We start from the raw sequence: 20,401 nt of genomic DNA on the forward strand, positions 1-20,401 counted from the left end.
GCTGGTGCCGCCGCTGCTGGTGCGGACCTCGCTCACCGGCCGGACGCGCCGCCCGTTTGCCGCCCCTGTCCGGCGCCCCGTTCGCGCGGCGCCTCTTCATCCCCGCCGAACAGCCGGGCGAAGAAGCCTTTGCGTTGCCGCTCCGGCATGGTCGGGCGATCGCCCGGCAGCATCACCGACGCCCCATCCTCCAGGGAATCGGCTCCTTCGGTGATCACCGTCTGCCCGGCCCGCACGCCCGCCAGGATCGCGGCGCGGGTGCCAGCCGACGGCCCTGTCGTCACCACCTGCTGCTTCACCGTGCGATCGGGCCGCAGCAGGAACACGAAGTCGCCCTGCGTCCCATGGCGCACCGCCGCCACCGGCACGGTGGGCGTGCCGCGCAGCGTGTCCACCAGCAACGCGACGTTCACGAACTGGTTGGGGAACAGGTGTCCGTCGGGATTGGGGAAGCGCGCCTTTGCCCGCACGGTCCCGGTCGCCGCATCGATCTGGTTGTCGAAGGTCAGGAAGCGCCCGCGCGCGATCACCTGCGACCCTGCCTGGTCGGTCAGGGTGACCGGCAGGTCGCCGCCAGCCCGCCGCTTGCTCAATATGCCCGGCAGATTGCCCTGCGGCACGGCGAAGCTCACATCGATCGGCGTGGTCTGGGTGATCACCGCGATCCCGTTGGCGTCGCCCGGCGTGACATAATTGCCGACATCCGCCTGGCGCAGGCCGACCCGGCCCGACACAGGCGCCGTGATCGAGGTATATTGCAGATTGAGGCGCGCCGCACCCACCGCCGCGCGGTCGGCGCCGACCGTGCCTTCCACCTGCTTCACCGTCGCCGCCTGCGTATCCACCTGCTGGCGGGCGATCGAATCCTGCTGCAACAAGGTGCGGTAACGCTGGAGGTCGGCGCGGGCCAGCGTCAGCTGCGCCTGGTCGCGGGTCAGATTGGCTTCCGCCTGGGACAGCGCAAGCTGATAGGGCCGCGGATCGATCTGGGCCAGCAATTGCCCCTTGGAGACGACCTGCCCCTCGGTGAAGTTGATGGTGAAGATGTTGCCCGAAAGCTGCGGCCGGACGGTGGCCGCGACGATCGGCTGCACCGTCCCGATCGCCTGCAGCGATTGCGGCACGTCCGCCGCCGTGACCTTTGCGGTGCCCACGGTCGTCGGGGGTCGCTGCCGCCCCCCGCGACCTCCCCGCCCCTCGCCATCACCGCCACGGGTCAGCGCCCAAGCAAGCAGCCCGACGACGACGAGGATCACGAGGGTAATCACGGCATTGCGGCGACTGCGCGGCGAGCGTTCCACCGGCTCCACCGCCGTCCGATTCTCTTCGTTCATCGCAAGCCCTTGCAGGAGAGTTGCCGGCGGAAACAACCCCGACCTTGCGGGAGCCGATGGGCGGCTCCCCCTCGCCGTAGGCTGGCGCGCTTGCAATCTCACAATCGATCTGAACCGGCCGTGAAGAACAGGATTTTAACGGCAGCTGTCAAACAGATACGCCGATGCGTGTATGAAATACGCAGGATTTCCCGTGCCGTCGAAGGTTTACCTCACGACGCGACCCGAAGGGCCGCACCAACCCAGACGTCCACCGCCCGAGACCCATGACGATCCCGGCGTGCCCCGGTTACTCCGCCGCTTCCGCGCGCGTGGACGGCAATAGCGGATCGCTGCCCGTGCCATAGCGCGCGAGCGCCTCGACCGGAGCCACGTCCTCGATCTCGCGTCCGCCCGTGTCGATGTTGAGGTCCCGGAACTTGCGCGCGGAGACGAGCGCCCGGCTTTCGAAGCTGCTGACGAACGCATTGTAATTGTTCACCGCGCTGGTCAGTCCGCCGCCCACTTTGCGCAGGTCGCCCGCCGCCTTGGCCAAGCGGTCGTGCAGCTCCTTGCCCAGGTCGGCGATGCGGCGGGCATCGCTCGCCAGCCGCTCCTGCCGCCACACCGCAGCCACCGTTCGCGCGATCGCGATCAGGTTGGTCGGCGTCGCCAGCAATACGCGCCGTTCGAACGCATAATCCCACAGCTGCGGATCATGGTCGAGCGCGGCCGACAGGAAATGCTCGCCCGGCACGAACATCACCACATAGTCGGCCGTGTCGGCAAACCGCGTCTGATATGCCTTGGAGCCCAATGTGTTGACGTGCGCCTTCATCGCGGAGGCATGAGAGGTCAGGTGGATCGCCCGCTCCGCCTCGTCCACCGCGGCGAACGCGTCCTGGAAGGCGTTGAGCGACACCTTGGCATCGATCACCAAGGTGCGCCCACCCGGCACCCGCACGATCACGTCGGGACGGAACCGGCCATCCTCGCTGTCGACGCTGACCTCGGTCTGGAAATCGCAATGTTCGGACAGCCCGCACGTTTCCAGCACGTTGCGCAATTGCTGCTCGCCCCAGCGCCCGCGCGCCTTGGGCGCGGCCCGCAGCGAATTGACCAGCCGTGCCGCCTCGCTGCTCACCCGCTCCTGGCCAACCCGCATCGCATCGATCAGGCCCTTGAGATCACCAAATGCATCCCGCCGCTCGGCCTCGACCCGCGCCACGCCCTCTTCATAGCGTAGCAGCCGGTCGCTGACGGGTTGCAGCAGCGCCTTCAACTGATCGCCGCTCTTCTCCTCCGACTGACGGAAGCGCGCATCGGCCCGGTCGAGAAACTGGCGCTGGGCATCGGCCAGCAGGCGTGTGCCCACCTCGTTGAACTGGGCCGATAGCGCATCCTTGGCCTCACGTAATTCCGCGATCCGCCCCTCGAACGCCTGCGCGCGCTCGGTTGCGGCGGCCCGCTCGCCCGCCAGCTCGCGCTGGGCCGCATCACGCTCGCGGCTCACCTGGTCCAGTGTCTTGCGCAGCAGGTCGACCTGGAGCGCACGTTCCTCGAAACGATCGCGTTCGCTACGAAGCGCCACCGCGCCGCGCCCGGCCAGCAGCCACCCGATCGCCAGCCCCGCGACCAGCGCCATCACCGCCACCAACAACGCCACACCCGCATCCATGCGCCTCTCCCGGAACGAAGCGTGAACTTACCATGCTGTGCCTTTGGGTCAAGCGCGGGGTTCAAGCGGGGTAGAGGAACCGCTGCGCCGGGCCCGCCGTTCGTCACCAAACAGGAGCGCGCGCATGTCCATCCGCAAGATGATCGCCAGCCACCCCGACGTGCAGGGTCACCTCAACGAGCCTCTGGCCGAAGCCGCCAAGCACGCCATGTATTGCGCGCTGATCTGCACCTCCTGCGCCGATGCCTGCTCCGCCGAGGACATGGACATGACGCAGTGCATCCGCACCTGCATGGACTGTGCGGACGTGTGCGGGGCGACCTCACGTCTGGCGGTACGCCGGGCTGGCAGCAACGAGGCCGCCCTTCGCGCCATGCTGGAGGCTTGCATCACCATCTGCGAGATCTGCGCCGACGAGTGCGAAAAGCACGACCATGAGCATTGCCGCCGCTGCGCGACGATGTGCCGCGAATGCGCGCGCGATTGCCGCGAGGCGCTGTCCACGATCGGGCACTGACCGCCCGATCGTGGACATGCGATACCTTTACGCGGCTTTGCGCTGCCGCCGGGCTTTTTCCAGCTTCTTCAAGACCATCTCCCGCTTCAGCCGCGACAGATGGTCGATGAAGAGAATGCCCTCCAGATGGTCCATCTCATGCTGGAGGCAGGTGGCGAGCATGCCGCCGATCCGCTCATCATGCGGGACGCCATCCCCGTCGAGCCAGCGGGCGCGGATCTCGGCCGGGCGGTCCACGTCCGCGAACTGGTCCGGCACCGACAGGCAGCCTTCGGTATAGGTCCGCAACTCCCGAATCGGCTCGCTCAATTCGGGATTGATGAAGACCTGGGGCTTGCGGATCGGCTTGCCGTCCTCGCCTTCCTCCTCCTGCAGGTCGATCACCAGCACGCGCTTGGGCACCCCCACCTGAATCGCGGCAAGGCCGATACCCGGCGCGTCGTACATCGTCTCGAACATATCAGCGATCAACGCGCGCAGATCGTCGTCGACCGCCTCCACGGGAACGGACTTTACGCGCAGCCGGGGATCCGGCGCCTCAAGGATCGGGAGAATGGCCATGCACGCAAAATATGCCGGAGAGCGCGCGACTTCAAGCGAAGCGCGGCGATCAGCCTGATCGATCAGGCCACCGGCCGCCGCGCGCGCAGCGCCTGCGCCAACGTACCCTCGTCCAGATAGTCGAGCTCGCCGCCGACCGGCAGGCCATGCGCCAGCTGAGTCACCCGCACCGGAAAACGCTCGATCCGCTCGGCAATGTAGTGGGCGGTGGTCTGCCCCTCCAGCGTGGCGTTCATCGCCAGCACCACCTCGTCCACCCCGCCCCGCTCGATCCGGCCGATCAGCTGGTCGATCGTCAGGTCCTCCGGCCTGATCCCCTCCAGCGCCGCCAGCCGCCCGCCCAGCACGTGGAAGCGCCCGGGGAACAGCCGCGTGCGATCGAGCGCCCACAGGTCGGCCACCTCCTCCACCACGCACAGCATCCGCACGTCGCGGCGCGGATCGGCGCAGATGGCGCACGGATCGGTCGTATCGACATTGCCGCAGGTGGCGCAGGTCGCGAGCTTCTCGTTCACCGCCTCCAGCGCACGCAGCAGAGGCCCCAGCGCCACCTCCCGCTTCTTCAACAAATGCAGCACCGCGCGCCGCGCCGATCGCGGCCCCAGCCCCGGCAGACGGGCCAGCGCCTGGGTCAAGCTATCGATTTCAGGAGACGCCATGGCGAACAGATAGGGTCCGCACCCCTTTCCGTCATCCGCTTATTGTGGTTGAGGACGGCCATGCGCATCGTCTTCATGGGTACGCCCGACTTCGCGGTTCCGACGCTTGATGCCCTGCACGACGCGGGGCACGAGATCGTCGCCGTCTACACCCAGCCCCCTCGCCCCGCCGGGCGCGGCAAGGCGGACCGCTCCTCGCCGGTGCAGGTGCGGGCAGAGGCTTTGGGCCTGCCGGTCCGCTCCCCCGCGTCGCTGAAGAGCGAGGCCGAGCAGGACGCCTTTGCCGCGCTGGAGCCGGACGCCGCGATCGTCGCCGCCTACGGCCTGATCCTGCCGCAGGCGATCCTCGACATTCCGGTTTGGGAATGCCTCAACGTCCACGCCTCGCTCCTGCCGCGCTGGCGGGGCGCCGCGCCGGTGCAGCGCGCGATCCTGGCTGGGGACACGGATACAGGCGTCACCATCATGGCGATGGAGGCGGGCCTGGACACCGGCGACATGCTGGCGGTGGAAACCACGCCGGTCGCCGCCAAGGATGCCGGCGCGCTCACCGCCGAACTGGCCAAGATGGGCGCGCGGATGATGGCGGAGGTGCTGGCCGATCCCGGCGACTATCCGCCACAGCCGCAGCCGGCGGACGGCGTCGCCTACGCCGCCAAGATCGACAAGGCCGAGGCGCGGATCGATTTCGCCCGCCCCGCCGTCGAGATAGAGCGCCAGGTCCGCGCCTTCGCGCCTGCCCCCGGCGCCTGGTTTGAACATGCGGGCGAACGCATCCGCATCCTTGCGGCGGAGGTCGCGGGCGGCAGCGGCGCACCCGGCACCGTGCTGGACGATGCGCTGCTGATCGCCTGCGGAACCGGTGCCATCCGCCCGGTTCAGCTCCAACGCGCCGGACGCGGCGTCATGCCCGCGGCCGAACTGCTGCGCGGCTTCTCCATCTCCGCCGGCACCCTCCTGGAGCCCTCTCCGTTGGGGGAGAGGATTGGGTGAGGGTGACCCGCGCTTACGACAAAGAGCGCAGCCTTCCCGTATCCCTATCTTCTTCCCGCCACGGAGAAGGAGCGTCCAGAGCATGACCCGCTTTCGCCTGACGGTGGAGTTTGACGGCACGCCCTTCATGGGTTGGCAGCGTCAGGCTCACGGCCCATCGGTCCAGCAGGCGATCGAGGATGCCGCCGCCGCCATCACCGGTCAGCCCGCCACGCTCCACGCAGCCGGACGCACCGATGCAGGCGTGCATGCGCTCGCGATGACCGCGCATGTCGACATCGCCAAGCCGATCGCGCCGTTTCGCCTGATGGAGGCGCTCAACGCCCACCTCAAGCCGCAGCCGGTCGCCATCCTCGGGTGCGAGGTGGTGCCCGACGACTGGCATGCCCGCTTTTCCTGCCTCGGCCGGTCCTACCTGTACCGCATCGCCAATCGCCGCGCGCCGTTGACGCTGGACCGGCACCGGGCTTGGCGGATCGGGCGCGATCTGGACGTGGATTCGATGCATGACGCGGCACAGTTGCTGGTCGGGCGGCACGATTTCACCACCTTCCGCTCGGCCCATTGCCAGGCGGAAAGCCCGGTCAAGACGCTCGACCGCCTCGACGTGCGGCGCGAAGGGGACGAGGTGCAGATCGAAGCCGCCGCCCGCTCCTTCCTCCATCATCAGGTGCGCTCCATGGTCGGCTGCCTCGCGCTGGTAGGGCAAGGGCAATGGAGCGCGCGGGATGTGGCGGACGCGCTGGAGGCAAGGGACCGCGCCGCCCTCGGCCTCAACGCCCCGCCCGATGGGCTCTACTTCGTTGCCGCCCGCTACTGATCGACGCGCCAGATCAACTCCATCGCCGCCGCCGGTGCCCGCTCCTTGGCGCCGTTGATCATGAACACGAACACGTCGCGTGGACCACCCTGCGACCTTTCCCGCGCGTCGGCATAGGCATAGCCCTCCGGCGCTTCCCCGCGTGCCCATGCCTTGGCTGTATCCGCCCACGCGTCCAGCGCCTGCGGGGCGTAACCCGTCGGCTCCTCCGCCCGCTGGTTCTGGAGCCGGGCATAGACGAAATCCACGTCAGGTCGGCAAATTGCGGATATTTGTCGGCATCCGCGAACACGATCGCGGCCCCTGCCGCACGCGCCAGCGCGACAAAGGCGGGATCGCGGAAGCTGTCGTGGCGCGGCTCGATCGCGTGGCGCAGGGTCACCCCCGCCACTTCTTGCGGCAGCAGCTTCAAGAATGCGCCGAAATCGTCCGTGTCGAACGGCTTGGTCGCCGCAAACTGCCACAGGATCGGACCCAGCTTCGGCCCGAGTTCCACCAGCCCCTGGTTGACGAACTTGGCGATCGACTCGCCCGCGTCGGCCAGCACCTTGCGGTTGGTGCAGAAGCGCGAAGCCTTGACGCTGAACACGAAATCGTCGGGCGTGCGCTTGGCCCAGTCCGCCCAGGTGGCGGGCTTCTGCGTGGAGTAGAAGGTGCCGTTGATCTCGATCGCGGTCACTTTGGACGCCGCATATTCCAACTCGCGCGCCTTGGGCCATTTGGGCGGGTAGAAAGTGTCCCGCCATGGCTCATAGGTCCAGCCGCCGATGCCGACCCGGATCGTCATGCCGCCTCCATTACCCGTGCAAACGCCCTGGGATCCACATTGGAGCCGGAGCAGACGATCACGGTATCGCCCTCGCTGTCCGCTACCTTGCCCGCCAGCCATGCCGCCAGCGCCACCGCGCCGCCGGGCTCCACCACCAGGCCAAGGCCGAAGGCGAAGCGCATCGCCGCCTGCGTCTCCGCCTCGCTCACCCACAACCCGTGCGCGCCGGCCTCCCGCAATGCTCCGAAGGTCAAATCGGAGACGCGCCGCGACTGGAGCGCGTCGCACGACGTGAACGGCGCATCCGCTGCTACCTCGACGATCTTCCCGCCGGCCAGCGACCGCGCCATGTCGTCCCACCCCTCCGGCTCGGCGGTGACGATCGCGCTGTTCGGCAAGGCAAGCGCGATCCCCGCCGCCAGACCGCCGCCGCCGCACGGCACGATCACCCGCCGGGGCGCGCGGCCAAGCTGTTCGGCAATCTCCAGCCCCGCCGTGCCCTGCCCCTCGATCACGTCCACATCGTCGAACGACGGCACCAGCACCGCGCCGCGTTCCACCGCCAGGCTCGCCGCGATCGCCTCCCGGCTCTCCGTGTGTCGATCATAGGTCACGATCTCAGCGCCCAGCGCCCGCGTGGCCGCCATCTTCACGGCGGGCGCGTCGGCGGGCATCACGATCGTGGCGGCCGTGTCGAGCATGGCCGCCGCCCGTGCTACCCCCTGGGCATGGTTGCCGGACGAAAACGCCACCACGCCGGCCCTCCGCTCCTCCGCGTTCATCTGCGCCAGGCGGTTATAGGCGCCGCGCAATTTGAATGCGCCACCCAGCTGCAACGATTCGGCCTTGATCCATACCCGGCCCGTTTCGGTCGGCACGGGCAGCAGAGGCGTCAGGGTCACGACTCCGCAAACCCGCTTCGCCGCCGCCGAGATGCCTGTGGCCGATGGTCGGCAAGGGTCTTTAGATCGCTGATTATTCACGGTTTGTCCTATCGAAAAGGAACGTCTCGCAATGTCGCGCGATTGCAACTTTACAGGGGGACCCCCCCTCCTTATGTAGCCGCCTCCGCTGCCCCATGGGACTTCCACCGCAAGGCAGTGATTTGTGTCGAAACAGAAGACCGCGGGTTCGCCCACGGCATTGGAGGTCCCTTGAGTTGCACGAGCATCATAGCGCGCTGGGGCTAGTCGCCGCCCCCGTCAAGACTGCTACCGTCCTTGACATCGCAGAACGACGCCCGGTTCAATCGGTGACGATCGTACGCCCGCACGCCGCCCGGCGCGCGGCCCGCTTCTTCGTGGAGAAGTTCAAGGGCCGGTCGCTCTATGCGGTGAAGGCGAACCCGTCGCCGGAGCTGATCGATCTTCTCTGGGACAGCGGCATCACGCATTTCGATGTCGCTTCGATCGCGGAGGTTCGCCTCGTTTCGCGCGCCGCGCCGGACGCGACCTTGTGCTTCATGCACCCGGTCAAGGCCGAGGAAGCGATCCGCGAGGCCTATTTCACCCACGGCGTGCGTACCTTCAGCCTCGACACGATCGAGGAGCTGGAGAAGATCATGCGCGCCACCAACGACGCGACCGACCTCACGCTCTGCGTGCGGCTGCGCGTGTCGTCGGACCATGCGAAGCTCAGCCTCGCCTCCAAGTTCGGGGCGGCTCCGGACGAGACCAAGGCGCTGCTGTTCGCCGCCCGCCAGGCGGCCGACGCGCTCGGCATCTGCTTCCATGTCGGCAGCCAGACCATGTCGCCCCAGGCCTATGTCAACGCGCTCGCCCGCGTCCGCGCGGCGATCGTCGAGGCGGCGGTGACGGTGGACGTGATCGACGTCGGCGGCGGCTTCCCGTCCGTCTATCCGGGCATGGAGCCGACCCGGCTGGAGGAATATTTCGACGCGATCCATGATGCGTTCGAAGCGCTGCCGATCAGCTATTCGGCCGAATTGTGGGCCGAACCCGGCCGCGCGCTGTGCGCCGAATATGCGAGCCTGCTGGTTCGGGTCGAGCGACGGCGCGGCGACCAGCTCTACATCAACGACGGCGCCTATGGCGCGCTGTTCGATGCGGCGCATGTCGGCTGGCGCTTCCCGGTCGAGCTGGTGCGGGCCGAGGCGTCGGACGCCAAGGACATGGCGTTCAGCTTCTACGGGCCAACCTGCGACGACATCGACCACATGGCCGGTCCGTTCATGCTGCCCGCAGACGTGCAGGTGGGCGATTATATCGAGATCGGCATGCTCGGCGCTTATGGTTGCGCCATGCGAACCGGCTTCAACGGCTTCACCGCCGGCGAGCGGATCGAAATGAGGGACGAGCCGATGGCCAGCCTTTATGTCGATGCGCCGTACGAGGCGGTCAGGCCGGCAAACGTCTTCAAGCTGTAACGCAGCGATTCGATGAAGCTTCGCGACCGGGCGGCACTGCCCGTCCGGTCGTCCGGTCGGGTTTCCGCGTCCCCGGAACGACGTGCGGCACCATGTGACAAGACGGGAGCTATCCTGTGAACACGCCTCAGATCAACGACACCCGGAAGGCAGAACTGCTTTCCAACAAGGTCGAGCATATCGACATCAAGAGCTTCGATGCCCGTCCCATCATCGATTCGATGGGCAAGATGAGCTTCACCTCGCGCGACCTCGCCCGCGCGACGGGCATCTACAACCAGATGCTGCAGGACCCGGATTGCTCGGTCTTTCTGGTGATTGCGGGCTCTACGTCGGCCGCGGGCTGCATGGACCTGTATGCGGAGCTGGTGCGCAACAACATGGTCGACGGCATCGTCGCCACCGGTGCCACCATCGTCGACATGGACTTCTTCGAAGGCCTTGGTCACAAGCACTATCAAGCGCTTGAAATTCCTGACGATGATACGCTGCGGTCGCTCTATATCGATCGCATCTACGACACCTATATCGACGAGGAAGACCTCCAGAACGTCGACCATACCATCTTCGAGATCGCGGAAACGCTGGAGCCCAAGGCCTACAGTTCGCGCGCGTTCATCCGTGAGATGGGCAAGTATCTGGTTGAGCATGGCAAGAAGGAGAACAGCCTCGTCAAGCTCGCCTACGAGCATGACGTGCCGATCTTCTGCCCGGCCTTTACCGACAGCTCGGCCGGTTTCGGCCTGGTGAAGCATCAGGTCGATGCGATGAAGGCGGGCCGGCCCTACCTTACGATCGACTCGATCGCCGACTTCCGCGAACTGACCGACATCAAGATCGCGGCCGGCACCACCGGCCTGCTGATGATCGGCGGCGGCGTGCCCAAGAACTTCATCCAGGATACGGTTGTCTGCGCCGAGATCCTGGGCCATGAAGACGTCGCGGTGCACAAATATGCGGTGCAGATCACCGTTGCCGACGTGCGCGACGGCGCCTGCTCCTCCTCGACGCTGCAGGAAGCGGCATCGTGGGGCAAGGTGAATACCGGCATCGAGCAGATGGTGTTCGCGGAAGCGGGTTCGGTCATGCCGCTGCTGGCGTCCGATGCCTATCATCGCGGCTATTGGAAGGACCGCGCCGAGCGCCGCTGGGCGAAACTGTTCGCCTGAGCCGTTTCGGCCCTTTCAAACCACGGTGAACGAAGCGCCGCGGGTCCGATGGATCCGCGGCGTTTTCGTATGCGGGTCAGTTGCCCAGGCGGGTCAGCGCGCGATTGGCGATGTCATGGCTCCACGCGGTGCCATGCGGCGTCGTCATGTCGATATTGGGCTGCGCCAGCACCATCTCATACAGCTGGCGGGCCGAGCCATCCTCCTGCTGGTACATGCGCATGGCGGCCAGGTTCAACAGCACTTCCAGCCGGTGGTCACCATTCTCGAACGCCGTGTTCAGGCGGGGTTCCATCCGGAAATCCCCGCGCTGGATCGCGGCCGCGCCATAACGATCCGCCACTTCGTCGCTCGCCCAGGTCGTCGCCATCGCCGACGACCCAAGCAAGGAGGCCGCCGCCAGAACTGCGAAGGTCATCATCCGCATCTCGTCATCTCCGAGTCGTTTGGTTGTTTATGACACGATGATGACACTTCTGACTTTTTTTGGAAGTTAGTTCATGATGCCTAAAACCGTTGGCATTCTGGGCCGTTTACCGCCATTCGGCAGGATCGATCCCCATCTCCCAGCTATTGTCTTCGACGATGAGCGGCGGCATTGGATGGCGGAACCGGTCACGCGCGGGATCGAAGCGGAAGTGGCGCTCGATCATGCGCCAGGTCGCGGCGTCCAGCACCGCGCGCCGCTCGATGCCCTCGCCCGGCGGTCGCTCGCCCACCCACCGCTGCCGACCCGATAGCGGACGGACACGGTCCCGCCGCTCCCCGCCCCATCGCCGGCGTAACGGCCGCGGGGAGCACAGCCGGCATCACGCCACAGCAGCGCCCAGATCAGGACCGCCGGCAACAGGATCGCGCCCGATCCGCCGCCGAGCGGGTCGCCGGACGGGGAGATCCACCATACATCGACATGAGATAGGCGAGGAGGCTGCCGGAGCAGGCCTTGACGCCTTGCTAGCGCGTCAGTCGGGCGGCCAACTCGATATGGGTGGACCATCGAAACTGCCCGATCGGCTGGATCCAGTCGATCCGCCAGCCGCCTTCGATCAGGATTTTGGCATCGCGGGCGAAGGTCGCGGGATTGCAGGAAACATAGGCGATGGTCCGGGCTGCGGCGGTAGCCAGCGCCGGCGCTTGCTCCTTGGCTCCGGCACGCGGCGGATCGATCACGATCGCCTCGAACCGGTTGAGTTCGTCCGTCGATAAGGGACGGCGGAACAGGTCGCGATGTTCCACTGCCACAGGCCTCTGCCCCCGCTGCACCGCGACCCGCAACGCCAGCGCCGGGTCGCGCGCGCCCTCCACCGCCAGCACCCTGGCGCGGGCCGACAGCGGCAGGGCAAAGGTTCCCAGCCCGGCGAACAGGTCGGCCACCGTCTCCGCATCACCGACCGCCTCCAGTGCGGCGGTCCGCAACGCAACCTCGCCATCTTCGGTCGCTTGCAGGAAGGCGCCCGGGGGCAGCCCGACCGGCACGCTGTCGAGCCGGATCGTGATCGGCTCCGGCTCCCACCGTGCCTCGCTGCCATAGCCCTCATCGATCGCCAGTCGCGCCAGACGGTGCGTGGCGGCAAAGTCGGTCAGCGCCTCCTGCGCGGCGAGCCCTTCCACAACCACCCCCTCCAGCGCCAGGTCTACGCCCTGATCCGCCAGCGTCATGGTCACGGTCGCCTGCCGCCGGTCTTTCATCATGCTGCCCAGCAGCGCGCGGAGCGGTGCCACTAGAGCGAACAATTCCGGCCGCAGGATGTGGCATTCCTGCATATCGACGATGCGATGGCTCTGCGCCTCGTTGAAGCCGATCACGACCCGGCGCCCGATCCGCTCGGCGCGCAGGCTCGCCCGGCGGCGGGTACGCGGCGGCGACAGATGCGGCGGGCGCATCTCGGGAACGGCCAGGCCCTGCCCCGCCAGTGCGCCGACGATGCGCCCCGTGAGATAGTCGGCATAAGCGGCGTCATCGACATGCTGCAACTGGCATCCACCGCAGCGCGGAAAATGCCGGCAGGGCGGCACGGCATGGTGCGGCCCGGCCTGGACGGTGCCGTCCGCCATCAGCACGTCGCCGGGCGCGGCAAGTGGCGCATGGCGTCCGTCGCCGGTCACGCCTTCGCCGCGCGCCGCGATGCGGACGATGGTCCCCTCGCTCACAGGCATGCCGCTACGGCGCGAGGCAGGCAGGCGATCAGATCATCCGCGATCAGGGCAGCGCCGGCGATGCGCGCCGCCTCCGCATGGAGCCACGGGGCCGCCTGCGCGGCCGCAAACGGATTCAGCCCGCGCGCAATCATGGCGCCAACGATCCCCGCCAGCACGTCACCCGTCCCGGCGCTCGCCAGCCAGCCGGGTGCACGCGGCGCGATCGCCGCCCGGCCGTCCGGATGCGCGACGATGCTGTCCGCGCCCTTCAGCAGCACAATCGCACCGCTGGCCGCCGCCGCCGCGCGCGCTTGCGTCAGCCGATCCCGGCCATCATCCCCGAACAGGCGCACATATTCTCCCCAATGCGGCGTCAGCACATGTCCCCTCAGGCGGTCGTGGCGTTCAGTGCCGATCAGCGTAAGGGCATCGGCGTCCAGCACCAGCGGCCGCCCGCAGGCGAGCGCCGCATCCAGCTTGGCCCGCGCCTCCGCGTCCCGCCCCAGGCCCGAACCGATCACCACGGCACCGACGCGCGCGTCGTCCAAAGCCTCCGCTGCCCTAGGCCGTCGCACCAGGGCATGCGGAGCATGGTCGCCCGACACGCCGGCAAGCTCGACATAGCCCGCTCCGGCCCTTTGCGCCGCGCCGGCCGCCAGCGCCGACGCCCCCGGCATGGCGCCCGCCACCACCAGCACCTTGCCCCGGCTATATTTGTTGTCGTCGCTCCGGGGGGCCGGCAAACACGGCCGGGCAACCTCCACCAGGTCAGACGCGATCGCCCCCAGCCCGATGTCCCCGACCACGATCCGGCCGCACCGTTCCGCCCCCGGCAGCAACAGGTGCGCGGGCTTCAGCGCGCCGAGGGCCACGGTCATGTCGAATTGCGACACCTTGCCCAGCGCCATGCCGTCGTCAGTGGAAATCCCGCTCGGCAAATCCACCGCCACACTCCACCGCGCGGCTTTTACCTGTTGGCAGATTAGCTCGGCAAGCGACTGATCCATGGGCCTTTTCAAGCCCGTCCCGAACACAGCGTCGATCACCAGGGTCGCGACGCCGCACGCCTCCGGTCCCACCGCCTCGCCACCCCAGGCTGCCGCGGCCGCCTTGGCCGCATCCGTCGCCGGCGGAGCAATCGCGATCACCCGCACCGGCACGCCGCGCGCCTCAAGAAATCGAGCGGCGACATAGCCATCGCCGCCATTGTTACCGGGCCCGCAGAAGATCAGGGTCGGTGCGGCCCCGGCCAGCCGCCACGCCGCCTCCGCCACCACCCGGCCCGCTCGCTCCATCAGGGCATCAACGCTTGCGCCGCGCGCCATCGCTTGCTCTTCGGCGGCGCGCATCGCGACAGCGGTGAGGACGGGACGCGGCGTCACGCGGACAATTCCTCGGCCACCCGCGCGATCGCCGGCGCCAGCCGATCCGCCCACAGCGCCACGCCGGCCTCGTCCGCGATCAGATCCTGCCTCACCTCAATCCCCAGATAGGCGATGCCGTTCCCCTCGCCATGCCGGTTCATCGTAGCGTTCAGCAGCTTGCCCGAATAAGGCAGATTGTCGCCCACGATCACGCCGTCCGCCTCCAGCAACGGCAGCGCGATGCGGGCGGCACGCTCGTCCTGATTATAGAGGATGCCGATCTGCCACGGCCGCGCCGCTCCCCCACTGGCGAGCCGGGGCGTAAAACTATGCAGGGAAATCAACAATCTGGGTCCATGCCCTGCGATCAGTTCCGCAACATGGCCGTGGTAACCGCGCCACAATGCCAGCCGCGTCTCCCGCTGTGCATCGGTCAGGTCGGCATTGCCGGGAATGATCCACCCGTCGCTGATCAGCGGGATCAGCCCGGTTGATCGCTCCTCGCGATTGAGGTCGATCACCAGCCGCGACACGCCGCCCAGTACGCCCGGACAGCCGAGCGCCGCGCAGAGACGCCCGGCCAGCGGCGCCACGCCGATGTCGATCGCCACATGCTCGCCCATCACCTGCGGCGGAACGCCAAGGTCGATGCCATCGGGCACCGCGTTGGAGGCATGGTCGCCGACCAGCAGCATGGCGGACGAAGGCGCGCCGTCCATGTCGATCCAGGACGTCATCACCGTAACCTCGTCGGCAGGATCCACCAGCCCGGATAGGCGTCCGTTACAGCCGCAGCCGCATCGTCGCGCGCCGCGTCATCTTCCAACAGCGTGAAGCAGGTCGCACCCGAACCCGACATCCGCGTCAGGCGCACGCCGGCCAGCGCCGCCAGGCGCGCCAGAACCGCGCCCACATCGGGACACAGCCGCAGCGCCGGCGCCTCCAGGTCGTTGCGGCCCGACAAGGCGGCCTGGATCGCATCCCCGTCACCCAGCGGACCCCGGTCGACCCCGTCCCACGCCCGGAACACCGCCGCCGTCGACAGCGGCACCAACGGATTGACCAGCAGCACGGCGGCGCCGGCCGGCACACCCTCCAGCGGTTGCAGCGTGTCGCCACGCGCCTCGCCCCGCACCGGCCGTGACAGCAGGCAGGCCGGCACATCCGCGCCCAGCCCGGTGGCGATCTCCATCACCCGCGCGTCATCCGGCGCAACGCCGGCGACACGCGCCAGCAGGCGCAGGGCCGCCGCCGCATCGGCCGATCCGCCACCGATCCCGGCGGCCACCGGCAATTTCTTGTCGAGGGTGAAGCCCCATTCCGCGCCACCGAACGCGGCACGAAACGCCCGCGCCGCGCGCAGCACCAGATTGTCGGCGGGATCACCCAGCGCATCCGCAAACCGACCGACCACGCGCAGGCCAGGCACCTCTTCCAGGGTCAGGTGATCGCCATCTTCGCAAAAGGCGAACAAGGTCTCGATCGCATGATAGCCGTCATCCTCGCGCCGGCGGACATGCAGCGCCAGGTTCAGCTTGGCGAAGGCGATTTCCGCCATGCCGTTCACGACGCCACCCCGGCGGGCTGCGGCCCATTCTCGATCTTGGCGGCAATCCGTGGCCGCGCCTTGTCGTCCGCCGTCACCAACGCCGCCCGCCAGGCATAGCGCGCCTCCAGCCGCCGCCCCGCCGCCCAATAACTGTCGCCCAGATGCTCGCTGATCTCCGACTCGGCCGGCGCGCCGGCGGCGGCCTTTTCCAGTAGCGGCACGGCATCGGCCACCCGCCCGCGCAGATAGAGCGCCCATCCCAGCGAATCCGTGATCGCGGGATCGTCGGGGCTGAGCGCGCTCGCCTGCTCGATCAGCTTGCTCGCCTCCGCTACATTTTCGCCCCGGGCGATCTGCGCATAGCCATATTGGTTCAGCACCGCCGGCTCGTTCGGAGCCAGCGCATAGGCCCGCGCCAGCGCCTCCTTCGCCGCCGGCCAGTTTCCGACCGCATCCTCCGCCGCCGCGCGCTGCAACAGCAGCCGCCACACCGTGACCGCCGGCGCGTGGGCCTGCCGGACGGCATCCAGCGCCCGGGCATAGGCATCCGCCGCCTCGCGCGGCCGGTCACGCGACAATTCCACATCACCGACGCGCGACCAGGCCAGCGGGCTGCCGTTGCGCTCCGCCAGCGCACGCGCGACCTGCAAGGCTTGCGCCTGGTCGCCCTCCGTGGCCAGCACCGCCACGCGCAGGGACGCGCCCAGGGCAGCGACGGGATCGGCGGGCGCGATCCTGTCCAGCGCCGCCAGTGCGCCGCCCGGCCGGTCGAGCCCGCTCAGCAACTCCGCCGTCACCAGCCAGCCCGCGCCATTGTCCGGTGCAAGGTAAGTGCCCAATCGTGCCAGCAGCAAGGCGACCGGCGCCACATGTTGGCGGGCAAAGTCGGTCGCGGCCCGTCCCAGCAGCAATGCCAGCCCGGTCGCCGCCGGATCGCGCGCCTGGGGCAGCCTGCCACCGCCGGCGATGGTCGCCCGCGCGGCGTCATAAGCGGGGTCGTCGCCCTTCAGCAACGCCAATGCCTCCTCGCGCGCGGCGCTGCCGGCCAGCGCATCGGCCAGCCGCATCCGCCCCGGCCCGCTCAGGCCCGTGATGCCCGGACCGGCGGGGGGTTGCAGCGACGCCAGAGCCTCCGCCGGCTTGCCCATCGCCACCAGCATCAAGGCGCGCTGCTCCGCATGGTAAGCGCGCGCGACCGGCGCCGTCCGCGCCTTTTCCAGCCAGCCGAGCGGATCGCCTTGTTCCTGCGCCCGCGCGCTCCACGCCCGCACGAACGGCGCCAGGAAGCCAAAAACCCGCTCGGTCTCAAGCCGGTCGGCGGCGGCATTCACCCCCGCCCAGTCGCGCGCGCGGAACGCCTCAATCACGATCAGCAGGCGCCCATCGGGCGGCAGCACGCCGGCCTGATCCAGCTGGCGTGCGGTTTTCAGCGCAAGCCCGATGTCGCCTGCGACGATCGCCTGCCGCAATGCCCGCTGCGCCAGCTTTGCGTCGCCCGGATTGCGCGCCAGCAGAGCGGCCAGGTCCGCGCTCGCCCGCGCGGCGTCGCCCGCCGCCTCCGCCGACCGCGCGCGCAAGTACAAAGCCTGATCGGACACAGCCGGCACGGCGGCTCCGGCCATGCCCGGCACCGCCAGCGCGATCAGCAGGAAATGATGCCGCACCCGCACCTCACATGTTCGGATAATTGGGACCGCCGCCACCTTCCGGCACCACCCAGTTGATGTTCTGCGTCGGATCCTTGATGTCGCACGTCTTGCAATGGACGCAATTCTGCGCGTTTATCTGGAGCCGGGGCGCGCCCGTATCCGCCCCCACGATCTCATAAACGCCGGCCGGGCAGTAACGCTGCTCGGGGCTGTCATACAGCGCCAGGTTGACGTCGATCGGCACTTCGGCATCCTTCAACGTCAGGTGGATCGGCTGATCCTCCTCATGATGGACGTTGGACAGGAACACCGACGACAGCCGGTCGAAGCTGACGACGCCGTCCGGCTTGGGATAGTCGATCGGTCTGGCCATGTCCTTGCGCCACAGCGTGCTGCTGTCGCGATGGTGGCGGAAGGTGTAGGGCAGACCGATCCCGGCGCCCCGCATCACCATGTCCGCCCACGCCCAGAACGTGCCCGCCACCGGCCCGAACCTGGCGACCGCCGGCTCGGCATTGCGCACCAGCTTAAGCTCGTCCGCGATCCAGCTCGCGTCCACCGCCGGCTGGTAGCTGTCCAGCGTGTCGCCGCCGCGCCCGTCCGCCAGTGCCGCCACAGCTGCCTCGGCCGCCAGGATGCCGGATTTCATCGCGGTATGCGTGCCCTTTATCCGCGGCACGTTCACGAACCCGGCCGAACAGCCGATCAGTGCGCCGCCCGGAAACGCCAAGCGCGGCACCGCCTGCCACCCGCCTTCGTTGATGACCCGCGCGCCATAACTCAGCCGCCGTCCGCCTTCCAGCAGGGGGCGGATCGCCGGATGCTGCTTCCACCGCTGAAACTCGTGGAACGGCGACAGATAGGGATTGCCATAGCCCAGACCGACCACGAAGCCGATCGCGACCTGATTGTCCGCCTGGTGATAGACGAAGCCGCCGCCCACCTCGCTGCCCAGCGGCCAGCCTTGCGTATGCACCACCTTGCCCGGCACATGCCTGGCCGGATCGATCTCCCAAAGCTCCTTTATTCCAAGGCCGTATACCTGGATCCTCCCACCCGCTTCCAGGTCGAAGATCCGCTTGACCTCCTTGGTCAGGCCGCCGCGCGCGCCCTCCGCGAACAGGGTGTAGCGCGCGTGCAATTCCATGCCGGGCTGGTAATCCGGGCGGTGGGTGCCGTCGCGCGCCACGCCCATATCGCCGGTCGCCACCCCGCGCACCGATCCGTCGTCGCTGAACAGCAACTCGGCCGCGGCAAAGCCCGGAAAGATTTCGACTCCCAGTTCCTCGGCCTTGCCCGCCAGCCAACGGCAGAGATTGCCGAGCGAACCCGTATAGGTGCCCGCATTGCTCATGAACTTCGGCATCAGCAGGTGCGGGATGGACGTGCGGCCCTTTTCCGTCAGGAACCAATGGTGGTTCTCGGTCACCGGCACGGTCAGGGGGCAGGCCTGATTCCGCCAGTCCGGGATCAGTTCGTCGAGCGCGATAGGGTCGATCACCGCACCCGACAGGATGTGCGCGCCCACCTCCGATCCCTTTTCCAGCACGCACACCGACGCATCGGGCGAAAGCTGTTTCAGCCGGATCGCCGCGCTGAGGCCGGCCGGCCCCGCGCCCACGATCACGACATCATAGTCCATCGACTCGCGTTCTGACACAATCACTCCAAACCACGCCCGCATCGGTCCGGTCGTCCTACCGCCCGAACGTCTTGTCAAAAACCCGCTGCCCGTAGATTGACCCCGGCGTCAACCACTCCTCTAAACATCAGGGCTGGCAACGGGGATTTGGCGGAATGTTGGATCGCGTCGCACACAGCGCGCTGGATTGGTGGGTGGAGGCCGGCGTTGACGTGCTGGTCGACGACGGCACGCGCAACTGGCTGGCGCCCGCACCTGACGCGGCCAGCGTGCGCGGCATCGCCACCGCGCCCGACACCGCCGCCGCGCTGACGGAAGCCCCACCCGCGATCCTCGCGCCCGCCGCGGCTCCGGCCCTTCCCAACGACCTGGCGGGTTTGCGCGCCTGGCTGCTGACCGACGCCGGACTGCCCGGCTCTCCCGCCGCGCGGATCGATGCGTTGGGGGATAGCGCCCACGGCTCGGTGGTGGTGGTCGACATGCCGGAGGCGGAGGATCGCGCGGCGGGCACCCTGATGTCGGGCGATGTCGGTGCCCTGTTCGATCGCATGCTGGGTGCGATGAATCTCGGCCGCGACCGCATCTACATGCTGCCTTTCGCCCCCGCCCGTCCCGCCGGCGGCCGCATCGCCGAGGCGGACGCGCACCGGCTTGCCGATTTGCTGCGCCATCACCTGATGCTCGCCAAACCGCGCCGGCTGCTGCTGCTGGGCGACGCGCCGGTGCGGGCGCTGACGGGCAAGCCCCTGCTCCAGACGCGCGATGCCGTGCACCAGATCGCACTGGCGGACGGCACGGTTCCGGCGGTCGCCACCTTTCATCCCCGCATCGTCCACGCTAGGCCGGACTATCGGCAACAGACGTGGGCGGACCTCCAGCGGTTCATGGCATTATGAAGACGACCCTCTCTCTCGCCCTCGCGGCGTCCCTGCTCGCCGCCCCCACGCTCGCGCAACTTGCGCCGGCCCGGCCCGTGCCTCTCCAGCCCGCGCCCAACCTGTCGTCGGCGGGCTTCGCGTCGCAACTCACCCCCACGGAGCGGATGGCGTTCCAGCAGCTGTTCGCCGCGATCCGCAACCGGCAGTGGGATGTGGCGCAGGCGGCACTTGCCACCGCGCCCGCCGGCCCGCTGGCAGATGTGGCGCGGGCCAGGCTCTATGCCGCCGGCGTGCTCCCGGTGGACGGGGCCGCGA

19 protein-coding genes and 2 pseudogenes are annotated in these 20,401 nt (G+C 68.4%); 7 read left to right on the plus strand and 14 right to left on the minus strand.

Going from position 1 to position 20,401, the window contains the following annotated elements:
* Positions 1 to 32: 32 nt before the first annotated feature.
* The gene (locus Q0D93_RS02990; RefSeq protein ID WP_294391154.1) at positions 33 to 1,334 is read right to left on the minus strand and encodes an efflux RND transporter periplasmic adaptor subunit; all 1,302 of its coding nucleotides are present in this window, start codon (positions 1,332 to 1,334) and stop codon (positions 33 to 35) included.
* A gap of 289 nt (positions 1,335 to 1,623) precedes the next feature.
* Positions 1,624 to 2,991: a DNA recombination protein RmuC gene (gene rmuC / locus Q0D93_RS02995; protein WP_294391157.1), complete on the minus strand. Its 1,368-nt coding sequence runs from the start codon at positions 2,989 to 2,991 to the stop codon at positions 1,624 to 1,626.
* Positions 2,992 to 3,115: 124 nt separating this feature from the next.
* Between rmuC and Q0D93_RS03000 the strand changes: the two genes are divergently transcribed.
* Positions 3,116 to 3,508: a four-helix bundle copper-binding protein gene (locus Q0D93_RS03000; RefSeq protein ID WP_294391159.1), complete on the plus strand. Its 393-nt coding sequence runs from the start codon at positions 3,116 to 3,118 to the stop codon at positions 3,506 to 3,508.
* Between the two features lie 27 nt (positions 3,509 to 3,535).
* On the opposite strand, the gene def is transcribed toward Q0D93_RS03000, so the two are convergent.
* A complete protein-coding gene (def, locus tag Q0D93_RS03005) occupies positions 3,536 to 4,069 on the minus strand; it encodes a peptide deformylase (protein ID WP_294391162.1) in 534 nt (177 codons plus the stop codon).
* Between the two features lie 62 nt (positions 4,070 to 4,131).
* The gene (gene recR / locus Q0D93_RS03010; protein ID WP_294391165.1) at positions 4,132 to 4,728 is read right to left on the minus strand and encodes a recombination mediator RecR; all 597 of its coding nucleotides are present in this window, start codon (positions 4,726 to 4,728) and stop codon (positions 4,132 to 4,134) included.
* A 60-nt stretch (positions 4,729 to 4,788) separates the two neighbouring features.
* On the opposite strand from recR, the gene fmt reads away from it, so the two are divergent.
* Positions 4,789 to 5,721, plus strand: coding sequence for a methionyl-tRNA formyltransferase (fmt, locus tag Q0D93_RS03015; RefSeq protein ID WP_294391169.1), 933 nt, complete (start codon positions 4,789 to 4,791; stop codon positions 5,719 to 5,721).
* An 82-nt stretch (positions 5,722 to 5,803) separates the two neighbouring features.
* Positions 5,804 to 6,541 carry a tRNA pseudouridine(38-40) synthase TruA gene (gene truA, locus Q0D93_RS03020; protein WP_294391172.1) on the plus strand — a complete coding sequence of 246 codons (738 nt, stop codon included), beginning with the start codon at positions 5,804 to 5,806 and terminating at the stop codon, positions 6,539 to 6,541.
* On the opposite strand, the pseudogene Q0D93_RS03025 reads toward truA, so the two are convergent.
* Both Q0D93_RS03025 and Q0D93_RS03030 read right to left on the minus strand, forming a co-directional pair.
* Positions 6,535 to 7,430, minus strand: a pseudogene (locus Q0D93_RS03025) (DUF72 domain-containing protein). The gene truA and the pseudogene Q0D93_RS03025 overlap by 7 nt on opposite strands.
* Positions 7,325 to 8,212, minus strand: coding sequence for a pyridoxal-phosphate dependent enzyme (locus tag Q0D93_RS03030; protein WP_294391176.1), 888 nt, complete (start codon positions 8,210 to 8,212; stop codon positions 7,325 to 7,327). The pseudogene Q0D93_RS03025 and the gene Q0D93_RS03030 overlap by 106 nt, the downstream one beginning before the upstream one ends.
* A 257-nt stretch (positions 8,213 to 8,469) precedes the next feature.
* On the opposite strand from Q0D93_RS03030, the gene Q0D93_RS03035 reads away from it, so the two are divergent.
* Together Q0D93_RS03035 and Q0D93_RS03040 are read left to right on the plus strand one after the other, a co-directional pair.
* Entirely contained in the window at positions 8,470 to 9,696 is a 1,227-nt protein-coding gene (locus Q0D93_RS03035) for a type III PLP-dependent enzyme (RefSeq protein ID WP_294391180.1), read from the plus strand.
* A 116-nt stretch (positions 9,697 to 9,812) separates the two neighbouring features.
* Positions 9,813 to 10,865 (plus strand): deoxyhypusine synthase, encoded by a 1,053-nt coding sequence (locus Q0D93_RS03040; protein ID WP_294391185.1) that lies wholly within the window; start codon positions 9,813 to 9,815, stop codon positions 10,863 to 10,865.
* Between the two features lie 76 nt (positions 10,866 to 10,941).
* Here Q0D93_RS03040 and Q0D93_RS03045 read toward each other — a convergent pair whose 3' ends face one another.
* The 8 genes from Q0D93_RS03045 to Q0D93_RS03080 form a co-directional block, all read right to left on the minus strand.
* Positions 10,942 to 11,283: a hypothetical protein gene (locus tag Q0D93_RS03045; RefSeq protein WP_294391188.1), complete on the minus strand. Its 342-nt coding sequence runs from the start codon at positions 11,281 to 11,283 to the stop codon at positions 10,942 to 10,944.
* A 115-nt stretch (positions 11,284 to 11,398) separates the two neighbouring features.
* Entirely contained in the window at positions 11,399 to 11,584 is a 186-nt protein-coding gene (locus Q0D93_RS03050; protein WP_294391191.1) for a hypothetical protein, read from the minus strand.
* A 235-nt stretch (positions 11,585 to 11,819) separates the two neighbouring features.
* The gene (locus Q0D93_RS03055) at positions 11,820 to 13,022 is read right to left on the minus strand and encodes a class I SAM-dependent RNA methyltransferase (RefSeq protein WP_294391194.1); all 1,203 of its coding nucleotides are present in this window, start codon (positions 13,020 to 13,022) and stop codon (positions 11,820 to 11,822) included.
* The gene (locus Q0D93_RS03060) at positions 13,013 to 14,386 is read right to left on the minus strand and encodes an NAD(P)H-hydrate dehydratase (protein WP_294391197.1); all 1,374 of its coding nucleotides are present in this window, start codon (positions 14,384 to 14,386) and stop codon (positions 13,013 to 13,015) included. Before Q0D93_RS03060 ends, Q0D93_RS03055 begins: the two co-directional genes overlap by 10 nt.
* Positions 14,383 to 15,105: an N-formylglutamate amidohydrolase gene (locus tag Q0D93_RS03065; RefSeq protein ID WP_294391202.1), complete on the minus strand. Its 723-nt coding sequence runs from the start codon at positions 15,103 to 15,105 to the stop codon at positions 14,383 to 14,385. The genes Q0D93_RS03060 and Q0D93_RS03065 overlap by 4 nt, the downstream gene beginning before the upstream one ends.
* On the minus strand, positions 15,105 to 15,926 hold the full coding sequence (locus Q0D93_RS03070) for a 4-(cytidine 5'-diphospho)-2-C-methyl-D-erythritol kinase (RefSeq protein ID WP_294391205.1): 822 nt from the start codon (positions 15,924 to 15,926) through the stop codon (positions 15,105 to 15,107). Before Q0D93_RS03070 ends, Q0D93_RS03065 begins: the two co-directional genes overlap by 1 nt.
* Positions 15,927 to 15,931: 5 nt before the next feature.
* A complete protein-coding gene (locus Q0D93_RS03075) occupies positions 15,932 to 17,581 on the minus strand; it encodes a hypothetical protein (protein ID WP_294391208.1) in 1,650 nt (549 codons plus the stop codon).
* A gap of 7 nt (positions 17,582 to 17,588) precedes the next feature.
* A complete protein-coding gene (locus Q0D93_RS03080; RefSeq protein WP_294391211.1) occupies positions 17,589 to 19,226 on the minus strand; it encodes an electron transfer flavoprotein-ubiquinone oxidoreductase in 1,638 nt (545 codons plus the stop codon).
* Between the two features lie 137 nt (positions 19,227 to 19,363).
* On the opposite strand from Q0D93_RS03080, the gene Q0D93_RS03085 reads away from it, so the two are divergent.
* Positions 19,364 to 20,104: a uracil-DNA glycosylase family protein gene (locus Q0D93_RS03085; protein WP_294391212.1), complete on the plus strand. Its 741-nt coding sequence runs from the start codon at positions 19,364 to 19,366 to the stop codon at positions 20,102 to 20,104.
* Positions 20,101 to 20,401, plus strand: a pseudogene (locus tag Q0D93_RS03090) (hypothetical protein); the annotation flags it as partial. The gene Q0D93_RS03085 and the pseudogene Q0D93_RS03090, both read left to right, overlap by 4 nt.

The organism is uncultured Sphingomonas sp., from assembly GCF_934560975.1.
Classification (GTDB): Bacteria; Pseudomonadota; Alphaproteobacteria; order Sphingomonadales; family Sphingomonadaceae; genus Sphingomonas_I.

Coding starts and splice junctions, on each gene's coding strand:
- Q0D93_RS03085 (WP_294391212.1), top strand. CDS start 19,364: ATGTTGGATCGCGTCGCACACAGCGCGCTGGATTGGTGGGTGGAGGCC.
- Q0D93_RS03000 (WP_294391159.1), top strand. CDS start 3,116: ATGTCCATCCGCAAGATGATCGCCAGCCACCCCGACGTGCAGGGTCAC.
- Q0D93_RS03065 (WP_294391202.1), bottom strand. CDS start 15,105: ATGACGTCCTGGATCGACATGGACGGCGCGCCTTCGTCCGCCATGCTG.
- def (WP_294391162.1), bottom strand. CDS start 4,069: ATGGCCATTCTCCCGATCCTTGAGGCGCCGGATCCCCGGCTGCGCGTA.
- rmuC (WP_294391157.1), bottom strand. CDS start 2,991: ATGGATGCGGGTGTGGCGTTGTTGGTGGCGGTGATGGCGCTGGTCGCG.
- Q0D93_RS03045 (WP_294391188.1), bottom strand. CDS start 11,283: ATGACCTTCGCAGTTCTGGCGGCGGCCTCCTTGCTTGGGTCGTCGGCG.
- truA (WP_294391172.1), top strand. CDS start 5,804: ATGACCCGCTTTCGCCTGACGGTGGAGTTTGACGGCACGCCCTTCATG.
- recR (WP_294391165.1), bottom strand. CDS start 4,728: ATGGCGTCTCCTGAAATCGATAGCTTGACCCAGGCGCTGGCCCGTCTG.
- Q0D93_RS02990 (WP_294391154.1), bottom strand. CDS start 1,334: ATGAACGAAGAGAATCGGACGGCGGTGGAGCCGGTGGAACGCTCGCCG.
- fmt (WP_294391169.1), top strand. CDS start 4,789: ATGCGCATCGTCTTCATGGGTACGCCCGACTTCGCGGTTCCGACGCTT.
- Q0D93_RS03070 (WP_294391205.1), bottom strand. CDS start 15,926: ATGGCGGAAATCGCCTTCGCCAAGCTGAACCTGGCGCTGCATGTCCGC.
- Q0D93_RS03055 (WP_294391194.1), bottom strand. CDS start 13,022: ATGCCTGTGAGCGAGGGGACCATCGTCCGCATCGCGGCGCGCGGCGAA.